This window comes from Methylophilus sp. (genome assembly GCF_008015755.1).
Taxonomy (GTDB): domain Bacteria; phylum Pseudomonadota; class Gammaproteobacteria; order Burkholderiales; family Methylophilaceae; genus Methylophilus.
Genome location: NZ_SSGF01000002.1, coordinates 54,603 through 77,247, shown reverse-complemented (window position 1 = coordinate 77,247; position 22,645 = coordinate 54,603). Strand labels below are relative to the sequence as shown.

Annotated in this window: 20 protein-coding genes and 1 other RNA gene; 15 read left to right on the top strand and 6 right to left on the bottom strand. The window is 51.3% G+C overall.

Annotation, left to right across the window (positions count from 1 at the left end; all coding sequences use genetic code 11):
• Window positions 1-20 precede the first annotated feature (20 nt).
• The 12 genes from hflC (at window position 21) to E6Q52_RS00575 (ending at window position 11,186) form a co-directional block, all read left to right on the top strand.
• Window positions 21-890, top strand: a complete 870-nt coding sequence (gene hflC / locus E6Q52_RS00630; protein ID WP_019882151.1) for a protease modulator HflC — start codon at window positions 21-23, stop codon at window positions 888-890.
• A 27-nt stretch (window positions 891-917) separates the two neighbouring features.
• Window positions 918-1,097 carry a DUF2065 domain-containing protein gene (locus tag E6Q52_RS00625; protein WP_292817341.1) on the top strand — a complete coding sequence of 60 codons (180 nt, stop codon included), beginning with the start codon at window positions 918-920 and terminating at the stop codon, window positions 1,095-1,097.
• Window positions 1,098-1,235: 138 nt separating this feature from the next.
• On the top strand, window positions 1,236-2,390 hold the full coding sequence (locus E6Q52_RS00620; RefSeq protein ID WP_292817339.1) for an ATP phosphoribosyltransferase regulatory subunit: 1,155 nt from the start codon (window positions 1,236-1,238) through the stop codon (window positions 2,388-2,390).
• Between the two features lie 41 nt (window positions 2,391-2,431).
• Window positions 2,432-3,766: an adenylosuccinate synthase gene (locus E6Q52_RS00615; protein ID WP_292817337.1), complete on the top strand. Its 1,335-nt coding sequence runs from the start codon at window positions 2,432-2,434 to the stop codon at window positions 3,764-3,766.
• An 18-nt stretch (window positions 3,767-3,784) separates the two neighbouring features.
• Window positions 3,785-4,372, top strand: coding sequence for a flavoprotein (locus E6Q52_RS00610; RefSeq protein ID WP_292817335.1), 588 nt, complete (start codon window positions 3,785-3,787; stop codon window positions 4,370-4,372).
• Between the two features lie 4 nt (window positions 4,373-4,376).
• Window positions 4,377-5,834 (top strand): DUF6513 domain-containing protein, encoded by a 1,458-nt coding sequence (locus E6Q52_RS00605; RefSeq protein WP_292817333.1) that lies wholly within the window; start codon window positions 4,377-4,379, stop codon window positions 5,832-5,834.
• Between the two features lie 5 nt (window positions 5,835-5,839).
• The gene (locus E6Q52_RS00600; RefSeq protein ID WP_292817331.1) at window positions 5,840-6,415 is read left to right on the top strand and encodes a DUF447 domain-containing protein; all 576 of its coding nucleotides are present in this window, start codon (window positions 5,840-5,842) and stop codon (window positions 6,413-6,415) included.
• 8 nt (window positions 6,416-6,423) lie between these two features.
• Window positions 6,424-7,131, top strand: coding sequence for a (5-formylfuran-3-yl)methyl phosphate synthase (locus E6Q52_RS00595; RefSeq protein ID WP_292817329.1), 708 nt, complete (start codon window positions 6,424-6,426; stop codon window positions 7,129-7,131).
• Window positions 7,132-7,269: 138 nt separating this feature from the next.
• Window positions 7,270-8,370, top strand: coding sequence for an OmpA family protein (locus E6Q52_RS00590; RefSeq protein WP_292817327.1), 1,101 nt, complete (start codon window positions 7,270-7,272; stop codon window positions 8,368-8,370).
• Between the two features lie 104 nt (window positions 8,371-8,474).
• The gene (locus E6Q52_RS00585; protein ID WP_292817325.1) at window positions 8,475-9,821 is read left to right on the top strand and encodes a TRZ/ATZ family hydrolase; all 1,347 of its coding nucleotides are present in this window, start codon (window positions 8,475-8,477) and stop codon (window positions 9,819-9,821) included.
• Between the two features lie 10 nt (window positions 9,822-9,831).
• Window positions 9,832-10,530 carry a bifunctional 2-polyprenyl-6-hydroxyphenol methylase/3-demethylubiquinol 3-O-methyltransferase UbiG gene (gene ubiG / locus E6Q52_RS00580; protein ID WP_292817323.1) on the top strand — a complete coding sequence of 233 codons (699 nt, stop codon included), beginning with the start codon at window positions 9,832-9,834 and terminating at the stop codon, window positions 10,528-10,530.
• Between the two features lie 11 nt (window positions 10,531-10,541).
• Window positions 10,542-11,186 (top strand): HAD-IA family hydrolase, encoded by a 645-nt coding sequence (locus tag E6Q52_RS00575; protein ID WP_292817322.1) that lies wholly within the window; start codon window positions 10,542-10,544, stop codon window positions 11,184-11,186.
• Window positions 11,187-11,200: 14 nt separating this feature from the next.
• Here the strand turns inward: E6Q52_RS00575 and E6Q52_RS00570 are convergent, their stop codons facing one another.
• The 5 genes from E6Q52_RS00570 to ffs form a co-directional block, all read right to left on the bottom strand.
• A complete protein-coding gene (locus E6Q52_RS00570) occupies window positions 11,201-13,582 on the bottom strand; it encodes an EAL domain-containing protein (protein WP_292817321.1) in 2,382 nt (793 codons plus the stop codon).
• 260 nt (window positions 13,583-13,842) lie between these two features.
• Entirely contained in the window at window positions 13,843-14,442 is a 600-nt protein-coding gene (gene recR, locus E6Q52_RS00565; RefSeq protein ID WP_292817319.1) for a recombination mediator RecR, read from the bottom strand.
• A 14-nt stretch (window positions 14,443-14,456) separates the two neighbouring features.
• On the bottom strand, window positions 14,457-14,765 hold the full coding sequence (locus tag E6Q52_RS00560; protein ID WP_292817317.1) for a YbaB/EbfC family nucleoid-associated protein: 309 nt from the start codon (window positions 14,763-14,765) through the stop codon (window positions 14,457-14,459).
• 24 nt (window positions 14,766-14,789) lie between these two features.
• Window positions 14,790-16,589, bottom strand: a complete 1,800-nt coding sequence (gene dnaX / locus E6Q52_RS00555) for a DNA polymerase III subunit gamma/tau (RefSeq protein WP_292817315.1) — start codon at window positions 16,587-16,589, stop codon at window positions 14,790-14,792.
• Window positions 16,590-16,721: 132 nt separating this feature from the next.
• Window positions 16,722-16,818: signal recognition particle sRNA small type (gene ffs, locus E6Q52_RS00550), an RNA gene on the bottom strand.
• 217 nt (window positions 16,819-17,035) lie between these two features.
• On the opposite strand from ffs, the gene E6Q52_RS00545 reads away from it, so the two are divergent.
• The 3 genes from E6Q52_RS00545 to E6Q52_RS00535 all read left to right on the top strand — a co-directional run bounded on the left by E6Q52_RS00545 (window position 17,036) and on the right by E6Q52_RS00535 (window position 20,786).
• Entirely contained in the window at window positions 17,036-18,829 is a 1,794-nt protein-coding gene (locus E6Q52_RS00545) for a GGDEF domain-containing protein (protein WP_292817313.1), read from the top strand.
• Window positions 18,830-18,920: 91 nt separating this feature from the next.
• Window positions 18,921-20,063 (top strand): PAS domain-containing sensor histidine kinase, encoded by a 1,143-nt coding sequence (locus tag E6Q52_RS00540; RefSeq protein ID WP_292817311.1) that lies wholly within the window; start codon window positions 18,921-18,923, stop codon window positions 20,061-20,063.
• Between the two features lie 81 nt (window positions 20,064-20,144).
• Entirely contained in the window at window positions 20,145-20,786 is a 642-nt protein-coding gene (locus E6Q52_RS00535) for a response regulator transcription factor (RefSeq protein ID WP_292817309.1), read from the top strand.
• Between the two features lie 118 nt (window positions 20,787-20,904).
• Here E6Q52_RS00535 and pgi read toward each other — a convergent pair whose 3' ends face one another.
• Window positions 20,905-22,557, bottom strand: a complete 1,653-nt coding sequence (gene pgi, locus E6Q52_RS00530; RefSeq protein ID WP_292817307.1) for a glucose-6-phosphate isomerase — start codon at window positions 22,555-22,557, stop codon at window positions 20,905-20,907.
• Window positions 22,558-22,645: the final 88 nt, after the last annotated feature.

Below are 22,645 nucleotides of genomic sequence, written 5' to 3'. Positions count from 1 at the left end.
ATTGCCCTGAAGGAATAAAGATGAGAAATATTGGAAGTTTGTTAATCGGGGTGTTTGTTCTACTGGTGATCATTACCTCTTCGGCCTATACCGTTGATCAGCGCGAATACGCGCTGGTGTTCCGTCTGGGTGAGATTGTGTCAGTCAAAAGTGAGCCTGGCCTCTACTTTAAGATGCCGATGGTGGAGAATATCCGCTATTACGACAAACGTATCCTGACCCTCAACTGGGAAGAGCCAGACCGTTTTATCACCAGCGAGAAGAAAAACGTATTGGTGGATTCGTTTGTGAAATGGCGCATCGTTGATCCTTCAAAATACTACGTGTCCGTGCGTGGTGACGAAGTGCAGGCCGAGCGTCGTTTGTCGCAAATGGTCAATGATGGGTTGCGCGCCGAGTTTGGTAAACGCACCATTCATGATGTGGTGTCAGGTGAGCGCTCTGAAATCATGGAGATTCTGCGTCAGCGTGCTGACAAAGAGAGCCGTCAGATGGGTATCCAAATCCTGGATGTGCGTTTGCGTCGCGTGGATTTGCCAAAAGAGGTGAGTGAGTCTGTTTATCAACGTATGGAAGCCGAGCGTAAATCCGTGGCAAATGAACTACGTTCACAAGGGGCGGCAGCAGCTGAAAAAATCCGTGCCGACGCCGACAGGCAGCGTGAGGTGATTATTGCCGAAGCTTACCGTGATGCGCAAAAAGTGAAGGGTGAGGGCGATGCCAAAGCCTCTGAGGTTTACGCCCAGGCGTTTGGCAAAAATCCTGAATTCTATGCTTTTTATCGCAGCCAAGAAGCCTACAAAAACAGCTTTAAAAGCAAGTCTGACGTGATGGTGATTGATCAAAGCTCAGACTTCTTTAAATATATGCGTAGCAGCGGCAAGAAATAATACCTTGAGTATTAACTTGGCTTGATCATGAACGTGTGGTGGCTGATAGGTGGCGTGTTGCTGATTGAAGGCTTGATGCCATTGCTATTTACCCGCGCATGGCGCCAAACCTTTGAAAAGCTGCTACAGTTGCAAGATGGCCAGATTCGTTTTATTGGCTTTGCCTCGGCGGTGATTGGTCTGCTTATGTTGTGGCTGAACCGCTGATTGTCTGGTTGAAGTAAAAAGGCACGCATGATGGCGTGCCTTTTTTTATTGCTTTTTTAGCTAAGACCTTGCTGAGGCCTTGAGATCGCGATTGCTAAAGCCGTGCTTTAGACAGGGGTTTGCGGGTATAATAGCGGGATGCATACTTGGTTACTTCCTGAATATATTGAAGACGTCTTGCCTGCGGAAGCGGCGCGTCTTGAGTCTTATCGCCGACAATTGCTGGACCTGTTTCGCGTCCATGGTTATCAATATGTCATGCCACCCATGATGGAATATGTCGAGTCCTTGCTGACAGGCACTGGGCATGATCTGGACATCGCAACGTTTAAAGTGGTGGACCAGTTAACGGGCCGCCTGATGGGGCTGCGTGCTGATACTACACCGCAAGCCGCACGCATTGATGCACATATGCTTAACCATCAGGGCGTCTCGCGTCTGTGTTACGCCGGTACCGTATTGCGCACCAAGCCTGATGGATTGGCACGTACACGTGAGCCCTTGCAATTGGGCGCCGAGTTGTATGGCCATGCTGGCATAGAGAGCGATATTGAAGTGCAACGCCTGATGGTGAAGGCTTTGCAATTGTTAGGCATGCCTACTTTGTTTGTTGACCTTAGCCATGCGACCATTTTTGCCAGTTTGTCACATATGGCACAACTCGGCGTGCAGCAAGAGCAAGCGTTGCAAGCGGCTTTGCAGGCCAAAGACATTACGCTGGTAGAGCAGTTGGTGGCTAATCTGCCTGAAAAATCCCGATTGGCTTTTGCCTCACTCACACAGCTCAATGGCGGTATCGAGGTGTTAGATCAGGCACGCGATATTTTGCCGGAGTCAGAAGACATTACGCAGGCATTGCGTGAGCTAGAGACTGTAGCCCAGACGCTTACCACAGATGATGTGACTGTGACCATTGATTTGAGCGAGTTGCGCGGCTATCACTATCATAGCGGCATGGTGTTTGCGGCTTATGCCAAAGGCTATGCAGGTCCGATTGCACTGGGTGGGCGTTATGACGAAGTTGGTGCGGCGTTTGGTCGTGCGCGTCCGGCAACCGGCTTTAGCCTCGACTTACGCGGCGCATTACAAGCTTTGGGCCCGGCAACACTGAATAAAGGCATTCTGGCGCCCGTGGCTGCAGATGCCGAGCTGTTATCGCTGATAAATACCCTACGTTCTCAGGGCCAGATTGTGGTGGAAGGATTGCCAGATACGCCTGTGAACTATTCTGAATTGGCTTGTGACCGCACCTTGCAAAAGGTCGATGGTCGCTGGCAAGTGGTGGCTGTGTAACACAGCGCACCTTTTTTGTTTTTACAAGATATTAATTGAACATGACACAATCCAAGCAAGCAAAAAACGTCGTTGTGATAGGCACCCAATGGGGCGACGAAGGTAAAGGTAAAATCGTAGACTGGCTGACAGATCACGCTCAGGGCGTAGTGCGCTTTCAGGGCGGCCATAACGCGGGGCATACCTTGGTCGTTGGTCAGGGCGCGGCACAAAAAGTGTATAAGCTCAACCTGGTGCCCTCTGGCATTGTGCGTGATGGTGTCAATTGCTATATCGGTAACGGCGTCGTGCTCGATACCACGCATTTACTGCATGAGATTTCTACGCTGGAGCAAGGCGGCCTCGATGTTAAAAACCGCCTCAAAGTCAGCCCTGGCTGTCCATTGATCCTGTCCCATCACGTGGCGGTAGACTTGGCACGTGAAGCCAAGCGTAGCGCCGAGAAAAAAATCGGCACTACCGGTAAAGGCATTGGCCCGGCCTATGAAGACAAAGTAGCTAGACGTGCTTTGCGTGTGTATGACTTGTTCCACCCAGAGCGCTTTGCTGAAAAACTGCGCGAAGTCATGGATTATCATAACTTTGTGCTGACTAACTACCTGGGCGCAGCGGCAGTGGACTTCCAGCAGCAATATGACGCCAGCATGCAGCATGCTGTGGCGTTGAAGCCGATGGTGGCGGATATTTCAGCCGCGTTGTATGAAGCCAATGCGCGTGGCGAACACCTGTTGTTTGAAGGCGCGCAGGGCACCTTGCTGGATGTCGATCACGGTACTTATCCTTACGTGACCTCCAGCAACTGTATTGCTGGCCAGGCTTCTGCTGGTACGGGTGTTGGCGCCAATATGCTGCATTACGTATTAGGTATCACCAAGGCCTACACCACACGTGTTGGTGGCGGCCCGTTCCCAAGTGAGCTGGATATCGATACTGAAGGCGCGCCTGGGTATCAGATGTCTACTAAAGGCCAGGAAATCGGTACCGTGACACGTCGCAAGCGTCGTTGCGGCTGGTTTGATGCCGCTGCATTACGCCGCTCAGCCCGTATCAATGGCTTAACCGGTTTGTGCATTACCAAGCTGGATGTGCTGGACGGCATTGAGTCGCTGGATATATGTACCGGGTACAAACTGGATGGTAAGATTGTGGACATGCTGCCAGTGGGTGCGGATGATGTGGCGCGTTGTGAGCCTATCTACGAAACTGTGCCTGGTTGGACAGAAACGACGTTTGGTGTCAAAACCTGGGATGCGTTACCTAAAAATGCGCAGCATTACCTGAAGCGCCTGGAAGCTGTCTGCGGTGTTCCGATTGCGATTGTGTCTACCGGCCCGGAGCGTGATGAAACCATTGTGCTGCAACATCCTTTTGCTTAATCACAAGAGTAGTTTGACATGAGTGCACAACGACTGGCCTGGGCAATTACTGGTTCTGGCCACTATTTGCGTGAATCATTGGCGATTCTGCAAACCTTGCAGGACGTGGATATCTATTTGAGCCGCGCGGCGGCTGAAATCATCCAGCAATATGGGTTTCAATCCTCGCTGGAAGCCACCGGCCATAAGGTCTATCAGGATAAAACCGCCAGCAGTGTGCCGGTCGAACGTTTTTATGAGGGCGTGTATCACACCCTGGTGATTTCGCCTGCGACCTCCAATACCATTGCCAAAATGGCTTATGGCTTTTCTGACAGCCTGGTAACCAATTTGTTTGCGCAAGCGGGTAAAACGCGCGTGCACAGTATTTTATTCGCCTGCGATACGGCGCCAGAGCTTGAGTCTGAGGCGCCACGTGATCATATGGTGAAAGTGTTTCCGCGCCAGATTGACCTTGAGAATGTGGCTAAATTAAAGCATTTTGCTGACACCACGGTGGTCGAAGACATGGCTGCCTTGCAACATGTCATCATGCAGCGGCTTGCGGCATGCCATGATCTGCATTTGCACGATGGCGTACAGGTGCTAGACACACTCACAGAGTAAACCCATGACACGGCTGCTGTTCCTCACCGGAAAACTGGCAGAACACAGTCTGCACCAAATATTGCAGTCGATTCAGGCTGACAGTAAACAGTCTCCTTTTGAATATGAAGTCAAGCAAATTGGCGTCTCCGTGGCCGCCTTAATGACGCCGCCTTTAATTGCGCGGCGCCTGACAAAGGTTGAGAATATCGATAAGGTCATTTTGCCCGGCTTATGTCAGGGCGATCTGGCGCCGCTTGAGGCGCAGTGGGGCGTGCCAGTAGAACGGGGGCCAAAGGACTTGAAAGATTTGCCGCAATATTTTGGCCAGCAAGGTAAAGCGCCTGACCTGACGCAGCATAGCGTCACTATTTTTGCTGAAATTGTCGATGCACCTGATCTTACGATCACACAAATTGTAGCCAAGGCTAGCCATTTTCGGCAGCAGGGTGCCGATGTGATTGACCTGGGGTGCCTACCAGGGAAAGCCTTTGCGCACATGACAGACACGGTGCGCGCGCTCAAAGCAGAAGGCTTCCAGGTCAGCGTTGATTCCATGCGTGATGAAGACTTGCTTGCTGCGGGCAAAGCAGGCGCTGATTACCTGCTCAGTCTGCACGAAAACAGTCTGTGGATCGCTGATGAAGTGGCATCTACGCCTATTTTAATTCCTGCAAAACCGGGCAGTTTTGCCAGCTTGCAGCGAGCGATTGAGCATTGTTTGCAACGAGGCAGACGCTTTATCGCTGACCCGATTCTCGATCCTATTCATTTCGGTTTGACGGAATCGATTGTGCGCTATCACAAGTTACGTAAAAAGTATCCTGAGATTGCCATCATGATGGGGGTAGGTAACCTCACCGAGCTGACCGATGCAGATACGACGGGCGTGAATGCCATGTTGTTTGGCATGATCAGTGAGTTGAATATTAATGCAGTGCTGGCCACCTCGGTCAGTCCGCATGCGAGTGAAGCCGTGGCTGAAGCAGATGTCGCGCGCCGGATTATGTATCGCGCACGCCAGGATAAACGTTTGCCGCGCGGCTATTCTAATGGCTTGCTGGGTTTGCATGACCGCAAGCCGTTTCCCTATAGCGCTGAAGAAATCACGAGTATGGCTAGCCAGATTAAAGACCCTAGCTTTCGCATCATGGTCAGTGAGCAGGGGGTGCATGTCTATAATCGGGATGGTATCCAGCATGACACCGACCCTTACCAGTTTTATCCTGCACTGAACGTGCAAGATGATGCTTCGCATGCGTTTTACCTCGGGGTTGAACTGGCGCGTGCGCAAATCGCATGGCAATTAAAAAAGCGCTACGTACAAGACGAGCTGCTGGAGTGGGGGGTGGCTTCGTTGCAGCAAAATAAAAAAGCCAAAGTGGCACACCGCGAAGCCTCTATTCAGGAACGTTTGGAAAACGCGCACAGCCAATCGAATGACAACACAACGCCCGATAACACCGCATCGGGTACGGAATAATCTGCATGATTTATGAAACGATAGTGACTACCTGTGGGGCGGATGGCGATGTGCATGTCGCGCCATTCGGCATTCAATGGCATGAAGGCGGAGTGCTGATCATGCCGTTTAAGCCCTCTACCACCTTGCACAATATCTTGCAGACTGGCTTTGCCGTATTAAACCTGACCGACGACGTGCGTGTGTTCGCGGCTGCGATTGCCCGGAAGGCAGCCTTTGCAACCGAGCCTATCGCTAGCGGGCAAGGCGTCAGACTCAAGGACTGCCTGGCACATCATGTATTAAGTTTGCAGCAGATTGAAGAAGACGAGGTGCGCCCTAAGTTGTGGATGCAAGTGGTTGAAAGTGCCTCGCACGCCCCGTTTATGGGATTTAACCGTGCGCAAGCCGCCGTGATTGAGCTGGCGGTGCTGGTAAGCCGATTGCATATGTTGCCTGCTGAGAAAATCACCCAGGAGATGCAGTACCTGCAAATCGCCATTGATAAAACCGCTGGGCCACGGGAGCAAGAGGCCTGGCAGTGGTTGGTGGATTGTGTGAATAATCATCTGGCACAACAAAGTGGCCTGCAGCAGGCGTGAGTAATGCGATGCAAGTATTAGTCAGTGTGAATTCTGTGGCAGAAGCGCAACTCGTATTATCTGCCGGTGTGCCCTTGATTGACCTCAAAGACACCAGTCACGGCGCGCTGGCAGCCTTGACGCTGGATCTTTCAACGGCGATTGTTGACACAGTTCATCAGTATAGGCAGCAAAGTGCTGCTACAGGCATTGTGATCAGTGCCACGGTGGGCGACCACTGTGAGGCTGTTGACGAGCTCATGCACATGATAACCAGTCGCCTGCAGATTGGAGTAGAGGTGATTAAATTGCCTGAAACCATCTGGGCTGACCCTGGTTATCAGCCTCTGATTGCGACTTTGCTTGGGCAAGGCCTCAAGTTGATTGCCGTTTTAAATCCCGCCAGCCTGCTAGCCGATGAGCTGCCAGCGCGGGTACAGTGGCTGGCGCAACAGCATTATTGGGGTGTTATGGTAGATACCACCCAAAAAGCTAAGGCACTCGTAGACATCGTGCCTTTTGCTGCACTGGCTGATTTTGTGCAAGCGGCAAAATCGGTGCAGTTGTTCGTCGGTCTCGCAGGTGGCCTGTCGTTGGCGCACATTGAGCTGCTGGCTGGTTTGCAGCCTGATTATCTCGGATTTCGCAGTGGTTTGTGCGAAGGTGAGCAGAGGGCACAAGCCTTGTTGCCAGAGCGCGTGCGCGAACTGATTTCAAGAGTGTCAGAAATTTGTTGAATAATTGGTCTCAACCCTAACAAATACGCCTACGAAGTGGGGTTTAGGGTTGCGTCTGTAGCGACGTTTGCGTATAGTTCAACTTGTAAGTTTTTTCAAAGATGTGGCGAAAAAGCCCAATAACGAAGGAGTCAATGAATGAAAAAAAGTTTTTTAGGCTTGGCAATTGCTTCTGCATTTGTATTTGCATCGCAAGTTGCGCAAGCTGAAGACATGTACCGTGGCGCTTGGTATGTTGTTCCAGGTGCAACTTACATGAATACAGACAATGATCTCGAAGCTGACAATGGCCGTGGCGGTTTTCTGTCTATCGGTAAAGAGCTGAGCGAGCACTGGGACATTCAAGGCCGTTTGGGTTACAACCGTGCTGACGAAGACACTGGCATTGCTGGCGCAAGTGGCAAATACAAGCAAACAGCTTTAGGTTTGGATGCATTGTATATGTTCAGCCGCGAAAAATTCCGTCCATTCCTGCTGGCAGGTATTGGCGCAGCGCGTAACAACGTTGACTACAGCAACGTTGGTCTGTCAGACAAATCAAATACATCCTGGATGGCTAACGTAGGTCTGGGTGCACAATACTTGTTTAACGACAAGTTTGGTGTTCAGGCTGATCTGCGTCACCAATGGAGCCGTGCTGATGCACGTAATGCAGCACGTACAGTGGATGCTGATGAAACAATCGGCAACACACTGTTCAACATCGGCGGTATCTTCCGCTTTGGCGCACCAGCACCAGTGGTTGAAGAGCCAACACCTGAGCCAACACCAGCACCAATGGCTGCTGTTGAGCCAGCACCGGCACCAGCTCCTGCTCCAGTAGCACCAGCACCAGTGTGTAAGCCACAAAACGAAACAGTCACAGTAAGTGCTGAAAAACTGTTTGGTTTCGACAAGGCTAACCTGCGTGAAGAAGGCCGTAAAGTGTTGGAAGAAACAGCTGCCAAGATCAAAGCTAACCCAGAAATTACTGCTGTGATCGTAACAGGCCACACAGACCGTATTGGTTCTGATGCTTACAACCAGAAGTTGTCTGAGCGTCGCGCTAAAATGGTTGCTGACTACCTGATCGCTCAAGGTGTTGATAGCAATATCATCACTTCTGAAGGTAAAGGTAAATCTGAGCCAGTGGTTCAGTGCGATGGCAAAAAAGTAAGCAAAAAATTGATTTCTTGCTTGCAACCTAACCGCCGCGTTGATATCCGCGCTGAAGGCACTAAACAAGTTGGTTGCCAATAATCAGAGTGACATCTGAATAAAAAAGCCACGCGTCAGCGTGGCTTTTTTTATGCCTGTCGTTTTGAGCAGGTATTTTGCATCGCTGGCTCAGTTATAATCGCGCTATGGTTGATACACAATTCATTATTAAGGCGCGCTGGGTAATTCCTGTAGACGCGAACCATACGATTCTAGAGCAGCATGCGGTGCTGATCGATGCCGGTCAAATCAAAGCGATTGTGCCTAAAGCTGAGATTCCTGCATGGGCGGCAGATTGGCCGGTGGTGGATTGTGCCCAGCATGCCTTGATCCCAGGGTTGATTAATCTGCATGCACATAGCAGCATGAACTTGCTTAAAGGCTATGCTGATGATTATGCCTTGATGCCCTGGCTCAATCAGCACATCTGGCCGGCTGAAAAGCGCTGGGTGTCCAAAGGGTTTGTGCATGATGGCAGCTTGCTGGCGTGTGCAGAAATGTTGAGCGGTGGCGTGACTACCTTCAATGATATGTATTTCTTCCCGCAAGCCACCATAGAAGCGGTCAAGCGCGCAGGGATGCGTGCCCATATTGGCTTGACGGTGATGGAGTTTCCAACCAATTACGCCGCCAGCGCTAATGAGTACATCAGGTTGGGCACAGAGGTTCGTGACCAGTATAAATCTGATCCGCATATCAGTTTTTCGTTTGCACCACATGCACCGTATACCGTGAGTGACCCGACGTTTGAGCAGATTGCTACATTATCTGAGCAGTTAAACCTGGGCATCCATACCCATTTGCATGAAACGCAGGCGGAGATACAGCAAAGTCTGGAGCAATTCAGCGTTCGTCCACTACAGCGTCTGCTGGCACTGGGTGTGATTGGCCCCAGCACGATTTTAGCGCATGGTGTGCACCTGGAAACCAACGAGCTTGAAACGTTGTCAATGCAGGGCGCGCATCTCGCCCATTGTCCTTCATCAAATTTAAAACTGGCGAGTGGTATCGCGCCTGTCGCCGCGGCACTAAGAGCAGGCATCAATGTCGGCCTGGGCACGGATGGTGCGGCCAGTAACAACCGCATTGATATGTGGCAAGAGATGCGTACGGCGGCGTTATTGGCTAAAGTGGCCGATCAGAATGCCGAGGCGGTGCCTGCATACCAGGCGTTGGCGATGGCAACCTTGCATGGTGCGCGGGCTATGGGTTTGCAGGATAAGCTTGGCAGTATTGAAGCAGGTAAACAGGCAGATCTGGTGGCGGTTAAACTGGATGATTTAAACAGCTTGCCTTGTTTTGACCCGGTCTCGCATTTGGTCTACGTTGCTGGGCGCGAGCAGGTGACTCATACCTGGGTAGATGGCCAGCTACGTTACCAGCGGACGGAGGACCATCAAAGCTGGTTTGCTGGCATGGCAACAGAAGAATTACGGTCTATTGCATTGCAGTGGCAACTCAAATTGCAAGAGTCTATCGTGAAAGCATATTAAAGGAACAAGCATGGCGAATGTCGAAGTGGCTGAGGTGAATAAATTTGCCGAGTTGGCGCATCAATGGTGGGATCTGCAAGGTGTCTTTAAACCCTTGCATCAGTTGAACCCCTTGCGCCTGAATTATATCGATAGTCGCGCATCGCTGGCAGGTAAGCAGGTGCTGGATGTCGGCTGCGGTGGTGGCATTTTAAGTGAGTCTATGGCGCAGCGCGGGGCGCAGGTGTTGGGCATAGACCTGGCCGAAAAGTCTTTGCAAGTTGCACAATTGCACGCGCTGGAAACCAACGTGCAGCTAGAGTACCGCTGTGTGGCAGTCGAGGCATTGGCGCAGGAGAAACCGCAAGCCTTCGATGTGGTGACCTGTATGGAAATGCTGGAGCATGTGCCTGACCCGGCCAGTGTGGTGCGCGCCTGTGCCGCCCTGGTGAAACCGGGTGGTCACGTGTTTTTCTCCACCTTGAATCGTAATGCCAAAGCCTATTTGATGGCTGTGGTGGGCGCCGAGTATGTGCTTAATCTATTGCCTAAAGGCACGCATGATTACAGCAAATTTATCAAGCCGTCTGAGCTGGCAGCGTGGATGCGCCAATCAGCGTTAGAGTTACAACATCAAACTGGTGTGACTTACCATCCTTTAAGCAAGCAATATGCGCTGACAGTTGATAGCAGTGTCAATTACATGTTGCATGCGATTAAAGACGTCTGACAGGAAGCTACATGCAAGCTGTGTTGTTTGATTTTGACGGGACGCTGGTCGATACCGCGCCTGATTTGGGGTATGCCCTGAATTTGCAACGTGCGCGTCACGGCCTTGAATTTTTACCTGATGCGGCTATCCGCCCGTATGCCTCGCATGGTTCACGCGGCTTGCTGGAAATAGGCTTTGGTTTACTGCCCACAGATGCCAGTTTTGAAGCCATGCGTAGCGAATACCTCGACTTGTATACGCAAGTCATGACGCGTCAGCCAGTGTTGTTTGATGGCATGGCCGATGCCTTAGAGGGCATTGAGCAGCGCGGCTTGCGTTGGGGCATCGTGACCAATAAACCGCGCCGGTTTACCATGCCGATGGTGGAGCATATGGGGCTGGATGTCCGTGCCGGTGCCGTGATCAGCGGTGATGACGCGCCACAGCCAAAACCATCGCCGCAAACCTTGCTGCTCGCGTGTGAGCGCATGCAGATCGATCCGCAAACGGTACTTTATATTGGCGATGCAGAGCGTGATATACAAGCCGGTAAAGCCGCTGGTATGAAAACGCTGGTGGCTTTGTTTGGTTATTTAGCTGCGACTGATAACCCGCAGGCATGGGGTGCTGATGGCTGCATTCAGCAGCCTCAGGAGTTGCTTGCATATTTATAAGACTGATCAGCGCATTACTTACGCGCGCTACTAAGTACGGCCATGGCTGCAATGTTAATATCTGCGACCAGAATACTTTCCAGATGCCCTTGTTGGTTGAGAATCGGTAATGAGACCGTGAGGCAGAAATCCTCAGTCGCCGTAGACAGGTAAATGGTAGAAATATAAGGGGCGTGCGATTCTGCCACCCGTTGGTAATAGGCTTGCTGGCTACGATCGATGCCAGCACCACCTGCCTTGATTTTTCCGTACATGTTTGGATTGATCCAGTTGGCATAACGCTGCACACCATTCGGCTCAAGCTCGAAGATAACTTCAAAATAAGGGAATTCTGCAAAGCAGCTATCTAGATCATGCGATCCCGTTGAGCGCTGGATTTTCAATAGCGATTGCAGGGCAGAGAGTGCGCGGTCTTGCCAGTCAGAGTAGAACTCTTTTTTTGGTAAAATGGTTTGTGGTGGGGTATCTTCTACCACCACGATACTGCCGATATTGGCTTTGCCAATTTTTTTAAGCACCGCTGCGCGTTCCGCAGCCATGACACTATTCTCCAGCACACCTTGTTTGCCATTCACCACCGCGATAGACACGCTGGCCACAGGATGGTCTTTACCATCTTCAGTCGTGAAGAACCCGCGCTCAAGATCAGTTGCGTCATACAAGTGAACAGCTAGCGCCTGAAACTGGCTAATAATGTGTAAGAGGATATCAGTGAGCGTCGGGGCATTGTGATCGTAAATCAGCACGAAATCATCGCCGCCAATATGGCCGACCATCACGCCGGTTTTGTCCTGAAACTCCTGACGAATGATTTCAGACAATAATCTGATCATGGCATCGCCACGGATAAAGCCGTAGCGGTCGTTGTACGCTTTAAAGTGGTCGAGGTCGATATACACCAATTGCGTATTCGGGTTGTTACGCAAACTGTTGTCCAACGTCTGCTTTAAGGTCGGCCCGGTGGTGAGGTGACTCAGCGGGTGTAAGTTGCCGGTGGACGCTTTACGGCTAATCAACTGTGCCATGATTTCCATCGGTTGCAGAATGCCTACATAGGCGCCTTCTTCATTAACGGTAATCCAGATATCGGTATTCGCCCGGTCCAGGTAAAACAGTCTTGCCAGGACAGAGGAGGGGATGAGATGATTGATCACCTTAGGCAGCGGGTCGCAACATGCACCAAGGCCAGACACTTTTTTGGAAAACACCTTACCACGTCGCAATACGCCAAGTGGTGTTTTGCCATCAAGCACGACAGCGATGGCAACATCAATGTGGATATTAAATAAACTCCTGGCTTCAGCGATTGAGCTGCTGACATCAATGGTCAGGCCGTGGCTGATGAACTCGCCAATATGAAAGTCATCCGGCACGTGTGAGCGATGAGATTCATCGCGTGCAGGCAATGCCGCTACCTGGTCGCTAGGTGTGCTTTGCGGATGGGCAAAATAGTGCCCTTGTGCGTAATGCAGCCCTAAGTCCTGGCAATAAGTAATATCTTCTACACGCTCTAGGCCTTCGGCAATAATGGTGCAGCCCAAACGTTGCGCCATGGAAATAATCGCTTCCAGCAGCACGGTTCTCACGCGGCTACCTTGTGCTTCGTGCACAATGGCCCGGTCAATTTTAATAAAATCTGCGCGCACCTCCGCCAGAATACGCAGCCCGTTAAAGCCAGACCCCATGTCATCGAGCGCAATGCGCAGGCCATGCATGCGGATTTCGTCGCAGTAGCGCGCCAGCACTTCTGGATTGGTTTTTTCACTTTCGACAATCTCTATGACGACATCGCGTTTATCAATGTTGTGCTGTGCCATGATGTGCAGGGTAAAGTCTAGCCAGCCCGGGCTCATGATGGTTTGCGGCAAGACATTAATAAAAATAGGTGTATCCGCAGCGATGGCTTGTGATTTACCAATCAAGGCCAGATGTTGGCAGGCCAGATCGAGCTCATGAGTACGTTTCACCTCGGCAGCCAGCGCAAATGCTTCCATGCCGTTGAGCCATTTGCCTTCTGGCGTTTTGAGGCGACACAAGGCTTCAAAGCCAAATACCTTGCCACCTTGACCAAAGTCGACAATCGGCTGGTAATGCATTTGCACATGCGGCTCAAGCGCAGACAGTAGCCAGGGGTATTTGTGGCGCGCATAAAAAGTATTAAATGGCATGGTCGCCTGTAATGCTGCCATCGGGCCGATGGGCTGGGTATCCTGCGACACCAGTACCCAGGTGTCTTTTAGCGTATGCGCCGATTCTTTGGCAATCATCTGGTCTAGTATCTGTAAGAGTTCAGCCTCGGTTTGATAACTCAATGACGTTTGATTGGTGCCTGAAAAGCGTGGGCTTTCCATGTTGGCATGACTGTTGGCATCAAAAATATGCAGAAATAGTTCCATGAGAAATCACTTTGCTGGTGTGAGGTTGAGTGCAGGCTGGCTTGTGGCTTGGCCTTCATTAGAACCAGGCAACTATTGCGCCGGTTCTGCGGCAGATCGCATGATTACTATAACGACGAGGTAGGGTGTTTATTTGCCAGAAGAGCGGGCATAAAAGCCGCGAAACAATCTAATTGTCTGCCTCAATTTGGTGCGGCAGCCATGGCATTGATTAGCCAGCGTGCAGGTGCGACGCTGGCTTAGGGGATATAAAACACTCGTTAAGTGACGGCTTTGCGTTCCAGCAGTGCCGTTGAAAGGGTGCCACTATCGACATATTCGATTTCGCCACCCATCGGCAAGCCACGGGCAATGCGGCTCACGCGAATGCCGCGCGACTTGAGCATCTGGCCGATATAGTGTGCGGTAGCTTCACCTTCGGAGGTGAAGTTGGTGGCGACAATCACTTCGTGAATAGCGCTGTCTTGCGCGCGTTTGAGCAAGGTGTCCAGATGGATATCTTTGGGACCGATGCCATCCATGGGCGACAATTTACCCATCAGCACGAAGTACTGGCCCTGATAACTACGGGTGTTTTCCAGCATCATCAGGTCGGTCGGCATTTCTACCACGCACAAAATGGATTTGTCGCGGCTGGCGTCTTGGCACAGGCTGCACACGCGATGCTCGCTAAAATTGTTGCAGTAATCACAATGCGCCAGTTTATCCAGCGCTTGCTGCAAGCTGGCGGCTAATTTTTGCGCCCCTTCACGATCGCGTTGCAGCAAGTGATACGCCATACGCGTAGACGATTTGGGGCCGACGCCAGGCAAGCAGCGTAGCGCGCTAATCAGTTGTTCGAGGACGGCGGGATTGCTCAAGCGGTTGCCTGCAGTTAAAACGGCAGTTTAAAGCCAGCAGGCATCACATTGCCCATTTTAGCGGCGCTGGTTGCCTCAACTTTGGTTCTGGCATCTTTCAATGCGATTAAAAGCAGGTCTTCCAGTGTTTCTTTGTCGTCCATGGCGGCATCATCAATCTGCACGCGTTTAACATCGTTATTACAGGTCATGGTGATTTTGACCATGCCGTTGCTGGCCACGCCTTCAACTTCCGTATTGGCGAGTTCGGCTTGCGCTTTCTGCATATTGGCCTGCATCATCTGGGCCTGTTTCATCATGTTGCCCATGCCACCTTTCATCATTGTCTGCTCCTAAAATTATCGTGGTTAATGTAAGGGTTTAATCGAGTTGGGGACGATAGACGCGCCCATTTCCTGCATCAGGCCTTGCACAAAACGGTCAGCCATAATGGCTTCTGTGGCTTGGTCCTGTAATTCGGCACGCTCAACCGCGAGTTGTCTGGCTGGCGTGTTGGCCTCTTGGCCGGTGATGATATTCAGTTTGAGGCGGCGGCCAAAATGGCTGCTTAAGGCACTGTTGAGTTTTTCCAGGTAGTTGGCGCTGGCCAGATGCTTATGTGCTTCGCCAATGCGCAAAGTCATGGTGTCTGCCTCAACACTGACTAGCTCGCAGTTTTGCGCCAGTGCCCGCACCAACCCTAGCTTGCTCAAGTGGTTTTCAACCAGCGCACGCCAGTTACCATCCCATGTGAGCGGGGTTGAATCACTCTGCGCGACGACCGGCTGTGAAAAGGCTTGTTGCGGAATCTGTTTGATATCAGGCATCGCTTGCGCAGCCATCTCTGCGGCATGCGTCGTCATCGGTTCTGCTTCTGCTTGCAACGCTGGTATGGTTAAGTTCGGTGTAGCAGGCGTGGCTGCGGCTGTCGCTGTCGCGGTTACACGAGCAGGCTCGCTGCTCGCGCTCATCTGACGGCTCTGCGCCAGGGCGGCGCGGGCACCGCCGCTGGCATTACCACGTGGTGTGCCCTCAGTCGGCGCGCTACCACCCGTCGCCGGTGCGGCGGCAGAGGGGGTCATGGCGTCGGCTTTAAATGCCAGCAGGCGTAACAAGGTCATGGTGAACCCGGCATACGCGTCTGGTGCCAGGCCGATATCACGGTGGCCAAGAATACAAATCTGGTAATACAGTTGCAGCATTTCTGCGCTGAGTTGCGCCGCTAGGTCTAGCAGCGTATGCCTTTCCGGGTGGTCATCGGCAATCGCTTGCGGGCTGTATTGCGCTACCGCCAATAAGTGCAGCAAGGCCGCCAGATCATTCAAGGCGCTCTCAAAGCCAATGCTGCGAGACTCCATTTGCTGCGCAATATTGAGCAGGCTGGCCGCATCATTAGCAATCAGCGCACGCAATAACTCATACAAATAGCTCTGGTCTATGGCGCCCAGCATGCTGCGCACATCGCTTTCGCGCACTGACTGGTTGCCGTAAGCGATGGCCTGGTCGGTCAATGACAGCGCATCACGCATACTGCCGCTGGCCGCACGGGCAATCAGTTGCAGTGCAGGCGTTTCAAACGGTAATTGTTCCTGGCATAAAATATCCTGCAAATGAGCAGTGATAGTACTGCTGGCCATTTGTCGCAGGTTAAACTGTAAGCAGCGCGAGAGGATGGTGACCGGGACTTTTTGCGGGTCTGTGGTCGCCAGGATAAATTTGACGTGGGCTGGCGGCTCTTCCAGCGTTTTTAGCATGGCATTAAACGCTTCTTTCGTCAGCATGTGCACTTCATCGATCATATAGACCTTGAAGCGGCCGGAGGAGGGCGCATAAATGGCCTGTTCCAGCAGACTCACCATATCGGCAATGCCGCGGTTAGAGGCGGCATCCATCTCCACGTAGTCCACATAGCGGCCAATATCAATGGCGCGGCAGGCTTCGCACTCACCACAAGGCGTGGCAGTAATGCCGGTGGCACAGTTGAGCGATTTAGCCAGAATGCGTGACAGCGTGGTTTTACCAACACCGCGGGTGCCGGTAAATAAATAGGCATGGTGCAGACGTTGCTGGCTCAGGGCATTGGTCAAGGCCTGAACCACATGGTCTTGTCCGACCAGACTGCTAAAGGATTTTGGGCGCCATTTACGCGCCAATACTTGGTAAGACATCGCGCACTCTACTGATTAAATGCTATTAGGCAAACCTGTACTTTAGCTTAAATTGCCTGCTCATGCTTGCTCAATGCCAACTAAATTGATGCGGGTGTGGGCAGGTCGTCAAGTCTAGAGGTCAAGATGGAAAGGGGCGAGCCCAACCCCCGGCACTTGCTCGATAGTTGTGGCTGCTTGCTTCCGCACCTGACCAGATTGGCTACCTTACAATGCGGGGAGGCCCGCGGCTGCTATTGTAACGCAAAAAACGATTTTGCATGCCCTTCTTTTTTAATCGGCCTTTGCCATCGCGTTGTTTTCAAGCAGTGGAAATGACCAATAATCTACCGTCTTATAGTGGCATAACGGCCCTATTTTTCACTGCATAATGGGCTATATTTTTCATTTATTCATGATGTGCTTTAAGGATGTTACTGACGACTATGGCCGCTAACGGATCCTCCATGACAGCTTCGGAAATTGCTCGCGAAACCATTAAACAAATGGCAGTCCGTCGCGTAGAGCCGACGCCGGAGAATTACACTCAGATTTATTTTGAGGTGGCCGGTAAGCCGGTGAAAGAAGATGCCGTCGGTGCGTTGCGCAAAGCGCTGAAGCAATTGCCACACGACTCACTGGAGCAAACCAACTGGATCAACCGGTGGGAGAAGTTGCTCAAACAGGACAACTGGCAAGGGCTAGGCGAGTTACTGACCGAATCTATGCAACAGCAGTTAAGTCACTCCACCAAGTGGCCGAAAGCAATCCGCACCTTGTTGCAGGCGTGGGATGACAAACGTAGTGGCGTTGATGTCGCCAGAAAGCGTGAAACCTTAGAGCGTGTGTTAATCAACTTTGGTAATGATGCATCCTTGGCTGATAAATTGATTGGAATGGCGAGCCATTGGTTGCCGTCCGATGCGGGTGGCGACAGTATGGCTTTGACGGATGATCATTCAGAAGTGCCTGCAACGGCCGCTGTGGTGGTTGACTCAGCAGCCACAGAGGCTTTACCGAGTGAAGTGCAACAGTTTCATGGTGCTTTTACCATTTTGCAAACCTTGCTCAAGCAAACTTTGCAATTGGGATTGATTCCGCGCCTGGAAGGCTATCCTGACTTGCAAACAGAAGCCGTGGCGTTGCAAGAGAGCACTGAGCGCGCCAAAAAAGTGAAAGAGTGGGAAGCCCTGGCCAAGTCACTCAAAGCCTTGTTAATGCGCGTGGAAGTCATCGGCGCCAAAGAGGATGATGTACGCGGTGACATTATTGATTTGCTACATTTGCTGCTATCAAATATTGGCGAACTGGTGGCCGAGGATAGCTGGCTGACTGGCCAGGTGTACGCAGTGCAGTCGATTATCAGCGGCCCGCTGGACCGTGCCAAGCTTAAGCAGGCCGAAAAAAGCCTGAAAGAAGTGGTTTATAAGCAGGGCTTAGTCAAGCATAGCCTGGTTGAGGCTAGAAACTCTTTTAAAACCCTGATTAGCACCTTTATTGACAAACTGAAGTACATGGGCGAAGCAAGTGAGCTTTATAGCGGTAAAATTGAAAGTTATGCTCAGGAGCTGTCGCAGACCGATGATCTGATTAAAATCAATGAGTTGGTGAATCATCTGATGCGTGACACCTCAGTCATGCAAACCGATATCATGCGTTCGCGCGATGATTTGCTGAGTCAGCAACGGGTGGCGACCGATACCCAGCAACGCATGGAAAAACTGCAGGAAGAGTTGCAACAGCTGAGTGAAGTCGTGCGCATAGACCAGTTGACCGGCGTACTTAACCGCCGCGGGATGGACGAAGCCTTTAGCACGGAAATTGCGCGTTATCGCCGCAGTGGCGAGTTGCTGAGCATTGCTTTGCTGGATATTGATAACTTTAAAATGCTTAATGACCAGCATGGGCATGCGGCGGGTGATTCTGCACTCAAACATCTGGCAGGCGTGATCAAACGTGCCGTGCGGCCGACCGACATCGTGACTAGGATGGGCGGGGAAGAGTTTGTGGTGATATTGCCAAATACCAACCTCGATGAGGCGGTGGTAACCATGAGCCGTTTGCAACGCGCGCTGACGAAAGAATATTTTTTAGGCAATAACCAGAAATTACTGATTACGTTTAGTGCAGGTGTGGCCTTGTTTAAAACCGAAGACGACGTTAATTCTATTTTGGCGCGGGCCGACCAAGCCATGTATCTTGCCAAAAAGACTGGCAAAAACCGCGTCATGACCGAAATAGACCTGCAAGCAAACGCTTAACCAACAATAAGACACACCGCATCCGCATACCAGGCATACCCAGCCTGGCGTGGGCGTGCTATGCTAATCGGCATCTATAGCGAGGTGCCAAGTGTCCACTCCTGCCATCCATTCTGCGGCCAGTCTTACTGGCGCCAATTCTCCTGCTGATAGTGTTAAAGATGCCTTGCATGAGAGCGAGCGCAGATTCTCGGCGATTGTGTCCAGCATTCCGGGTCTGGTGTTTCAAATGCATATGACGGCCGATGCGCAAGTCGTGTTTACTTACCTGAGTGAGGGCTGTGAGGCTTTGCTGGGTATTCCGGCCGCTGCGTTGCTGAAAGATGCTCAAACGCTGTTTAAGGCGATGGAAGAGCACTCTGCCAGCCAGTTTAAGCATAATCTGCAAAAGTCTGCCCGCCAGCATAAACGGCTGGATTGGGAGGGCAAGATATGGATTGCTGACTGGCAGGATATGAAATGGGTCAATATCCGCGCCACTGTGCAGGATTTAGGTCAGGGCGCGGTACAGTGGGATGGCATCATGCTCAATATCAGCCAGAGTAAACAGGAAAAGCAGGAGATTGAGCAGGCTAGGCGAGACTTGCAGGCGCTCACCGCCCATTTGAATCAGGTCAAGGAGCAAGAGCGTGTCAGTATCGCGCGTGAAATTCATGATGACTTGGGCGGCAACCTGACGGCGATGAAATTGGGCTTGTCGACCATTATTCAGCAAATTGAGGGCGGCTTGCCGGTCAACCTGGAACAGGCGACGTTGCTGCAGGGCATTATCAACCAAACCTTTGATGCCGTGCATCGTATCTCGGGCAATCTGCGTCCGAATATTCTGGATCTGGGCTTGGTCGATGCGCTGGAATGGCAAGTGAGCCAGTTTAAAAAACAATTAGGCGTCACCGCCAAGTTTGTGACTAATTGCCATGACCTGGAGTGTGATGCAGATCAGTCTATGGCCTTATTCCGCATCTGCCAGGAGGCGCTCTCCAATATTGCCAAATACGCGCAGGCAGACCAAGTCGCGGTGGAGTTGTCCCTGTTTGATCATGCTTTGTTGATGCGTATTTCGGATAATGGCATCGGCATTGCGCCTGCGGATAAAATCAAGCCCAACTCGTTTGGCCTGCGCGGCATGCAGGAGCGTGCGGCTGCGTTGGGAGGGGAATGCCATATTGAAGCCGCGATTAACGGCTCGGGCACCTGCATACAGGTGCGTACGCCGCTGATCGCGGCCTCGTGACAGAAAGACGTATCCGATTTACAATCAATCAGACCATGCATGACATGGCGAGTGTCGCACGCGCGAATTAGAGGGATCAGGGTGGATATACAAAAAATTAAAGTCATTATTGTGGATGACCATGCAATTTTACGGTCTGGTATCAGACAAATATTGATTGCCAGCGGCGATATTGAAGTGGTTGCCGAAGCGGAGAATGTGGCGCAGGCGATTAAATGTGTCCGCGAGTATGCGGCTGATGTGATGTTGCTGGATATTTCTTTGCCTGACAAAACCGGCATCGAGGCGCTTAAGCTGATTAAACGTGAAAATGCCGCGCTGAATATCCTGATGTTGTCGATGTATATGGAAGAGCAGTATGCGGTGCGCTCAATACGCTCAGGTGCATCCGGCTATTTGTGCAAGCATACCGCTTCTGAAGAATTACTCACTGCGATACATACACTGGCCAAAGGCAAAAAATACATTACGCCTAACGTGGCAGAAATCCTGGCCGAGCAGGTGGGGAACGATCATACCGTGGCGCCACATGAGGCCTTGTCTGACCGCGAGTTTCAAGTCATGCGGCTGATTGCTTCTGGCAACTCTGTGAGCGAGATTGCCGATCAACTTGCTTTGTCGGTAAAAACGGTGAGCATGTATCGTGCACGCTTGCTGGAGAAAATGCATCTCAAACATAATGCAGATATCACGCATTATGCGATTAAAAACCAACTGGTTTAATCTCAATTTTGGTTTAAACCAGCTTGTCATTGTTCTGGTTTGTGCTTGTCCCGGGTTCGTATTGGTACCATAAAAAAAGACCTCTTTAAGAGGTCTTTTTTATTTATTAATCAATTTATTAAGAGATTTTTTTCGCGTAATTGATTAAGCCGTTGGTTGAGCTATCAAAGCTGCTGACGGCATCGGGTGTGGTCAGCTGCGGCAGAATCTGGCTGGCAATTTGTTTGCCATACTCCACGCCCCACTGGTCGTAGCTGTTGATATCCCAAATGATGCCTTGCACGAAGATTTTGTGTTCATACAGCGCGATGAGTTTACCCAAGGTGTAAGGTGTGAGTTGCTTGAACACGATAGACGTGGTCGGGCGATTACCTTCAAACACTTTGTGTGGCAGTAGATTTTCCAGCGCTTCACCGCTCATGCCTTGTTTTTCTAACTCAGCACGGGCTTCTTCGCGGGTTTTACCCAGCATCAATGCCTGCGTTTGCGCCAAAAAGTTGGCCAGCAAAATCTTGTGATGCTGGTCATTCGGGCTGCCAATTTTGTAGTGGCTGTTGGCTGGCATCAGGAAGTCAGCTGGCACCATTTGCGTGCCCTGGTGAATCAATTGGTAAAACGCATGTTGACCATTGGTACCTGCTTCGCCCCAAATGACTGGGCCAGTTTTGTAGCTGACACGGCTACCATCGCGGCAAATGAATTTGCCGTTACTTTCCATGTCTGCCTGTTGCAGGTAAGCTGCAAAGCGTGACATGCCTTGATCGTAAGGCAGAATGGCATGGGTATCGACATGAAAAAAGTTGTTATACCAGACACCAAGCAAGGCCATGATGACCGGCATGTTTTGCTCCAGAGGGGCGGTCTGGAAGTGCTGGTCCATGGCGTGACCGCCGGCCAGTAACTGCTCGAAGTTGTCCATGCCGACATACAGTGCAATCGACAAACCAATCGCAGACCACAAGGAGTAGCGGCCGCCTACCCAGTCCCAGAAAGCGAACATATTGTTGGTATCAATCCCAAACGCTTGCACGGCGCTGGCATTGGTAGACAGGGCGACAAAGTGCTTGGCAACGTGTTGTTCTTGTTTGGCCGCATCCAGGAACCAGCGACGCGCAGAGTGCGCATTGGTCATGGTTTCCTGAGTAGTGAACGTTTTAGAGGCAACGATAAACAGTGTTGTTTCTGGGTTGCAGTTTTCCAGCACGCGCATCAGGTGTGCGCCATCAATGTTGGAGACGAAATGGGCTTTCAAGTCCGGGCTGGCGTAAGGTTTTAAAGCATCACAAGCCATCACCGGGCCTAAGTCAGAGCCGCCAATACCGATATTCACGATGTCGGTAATACGTTTGCCGGTAAAGCCTGTCCATTGGCCGTTACGCACTTGCTCGGTAAAGCGGCGCATTTGCTCCAGCACGGCATTTACTTCTGGCATCACATCTTTGCCATCCACCAGCACTGGTGTATTGCTGCGGTTGCGCAGGGCGGTGTGCAAGACGGCACGGTTTTCGGTGATGTTGATTTTTTCGCCACTGAACATGCGGCTGCGCCATTGTTCGATATTGGAATCTCGTGCCAACTGGAACAACTGCGCCAGGGTTTCTTTGGTAACGCGGTGCTTGGAGTAGTCGAGCAACATGTCTTCGACGGTTAAGCTGAATTCTTCAAAGCGTTTGGGGTTTTGTTTGAACAGATCGCGCATTTGAACATCGCGCATTTCAATTTGATGCTGGTTCAGCGCGTGCCAGCTCGGGTGTGTGGTTAGTTTTGCCATGTTATGTTGTTGCTATCGTTTTCAAGTCAATTAATTTTATAGGGCCACAAGCACACATTTGATGTGTTTTGCGCGGCCAAAATCTTTA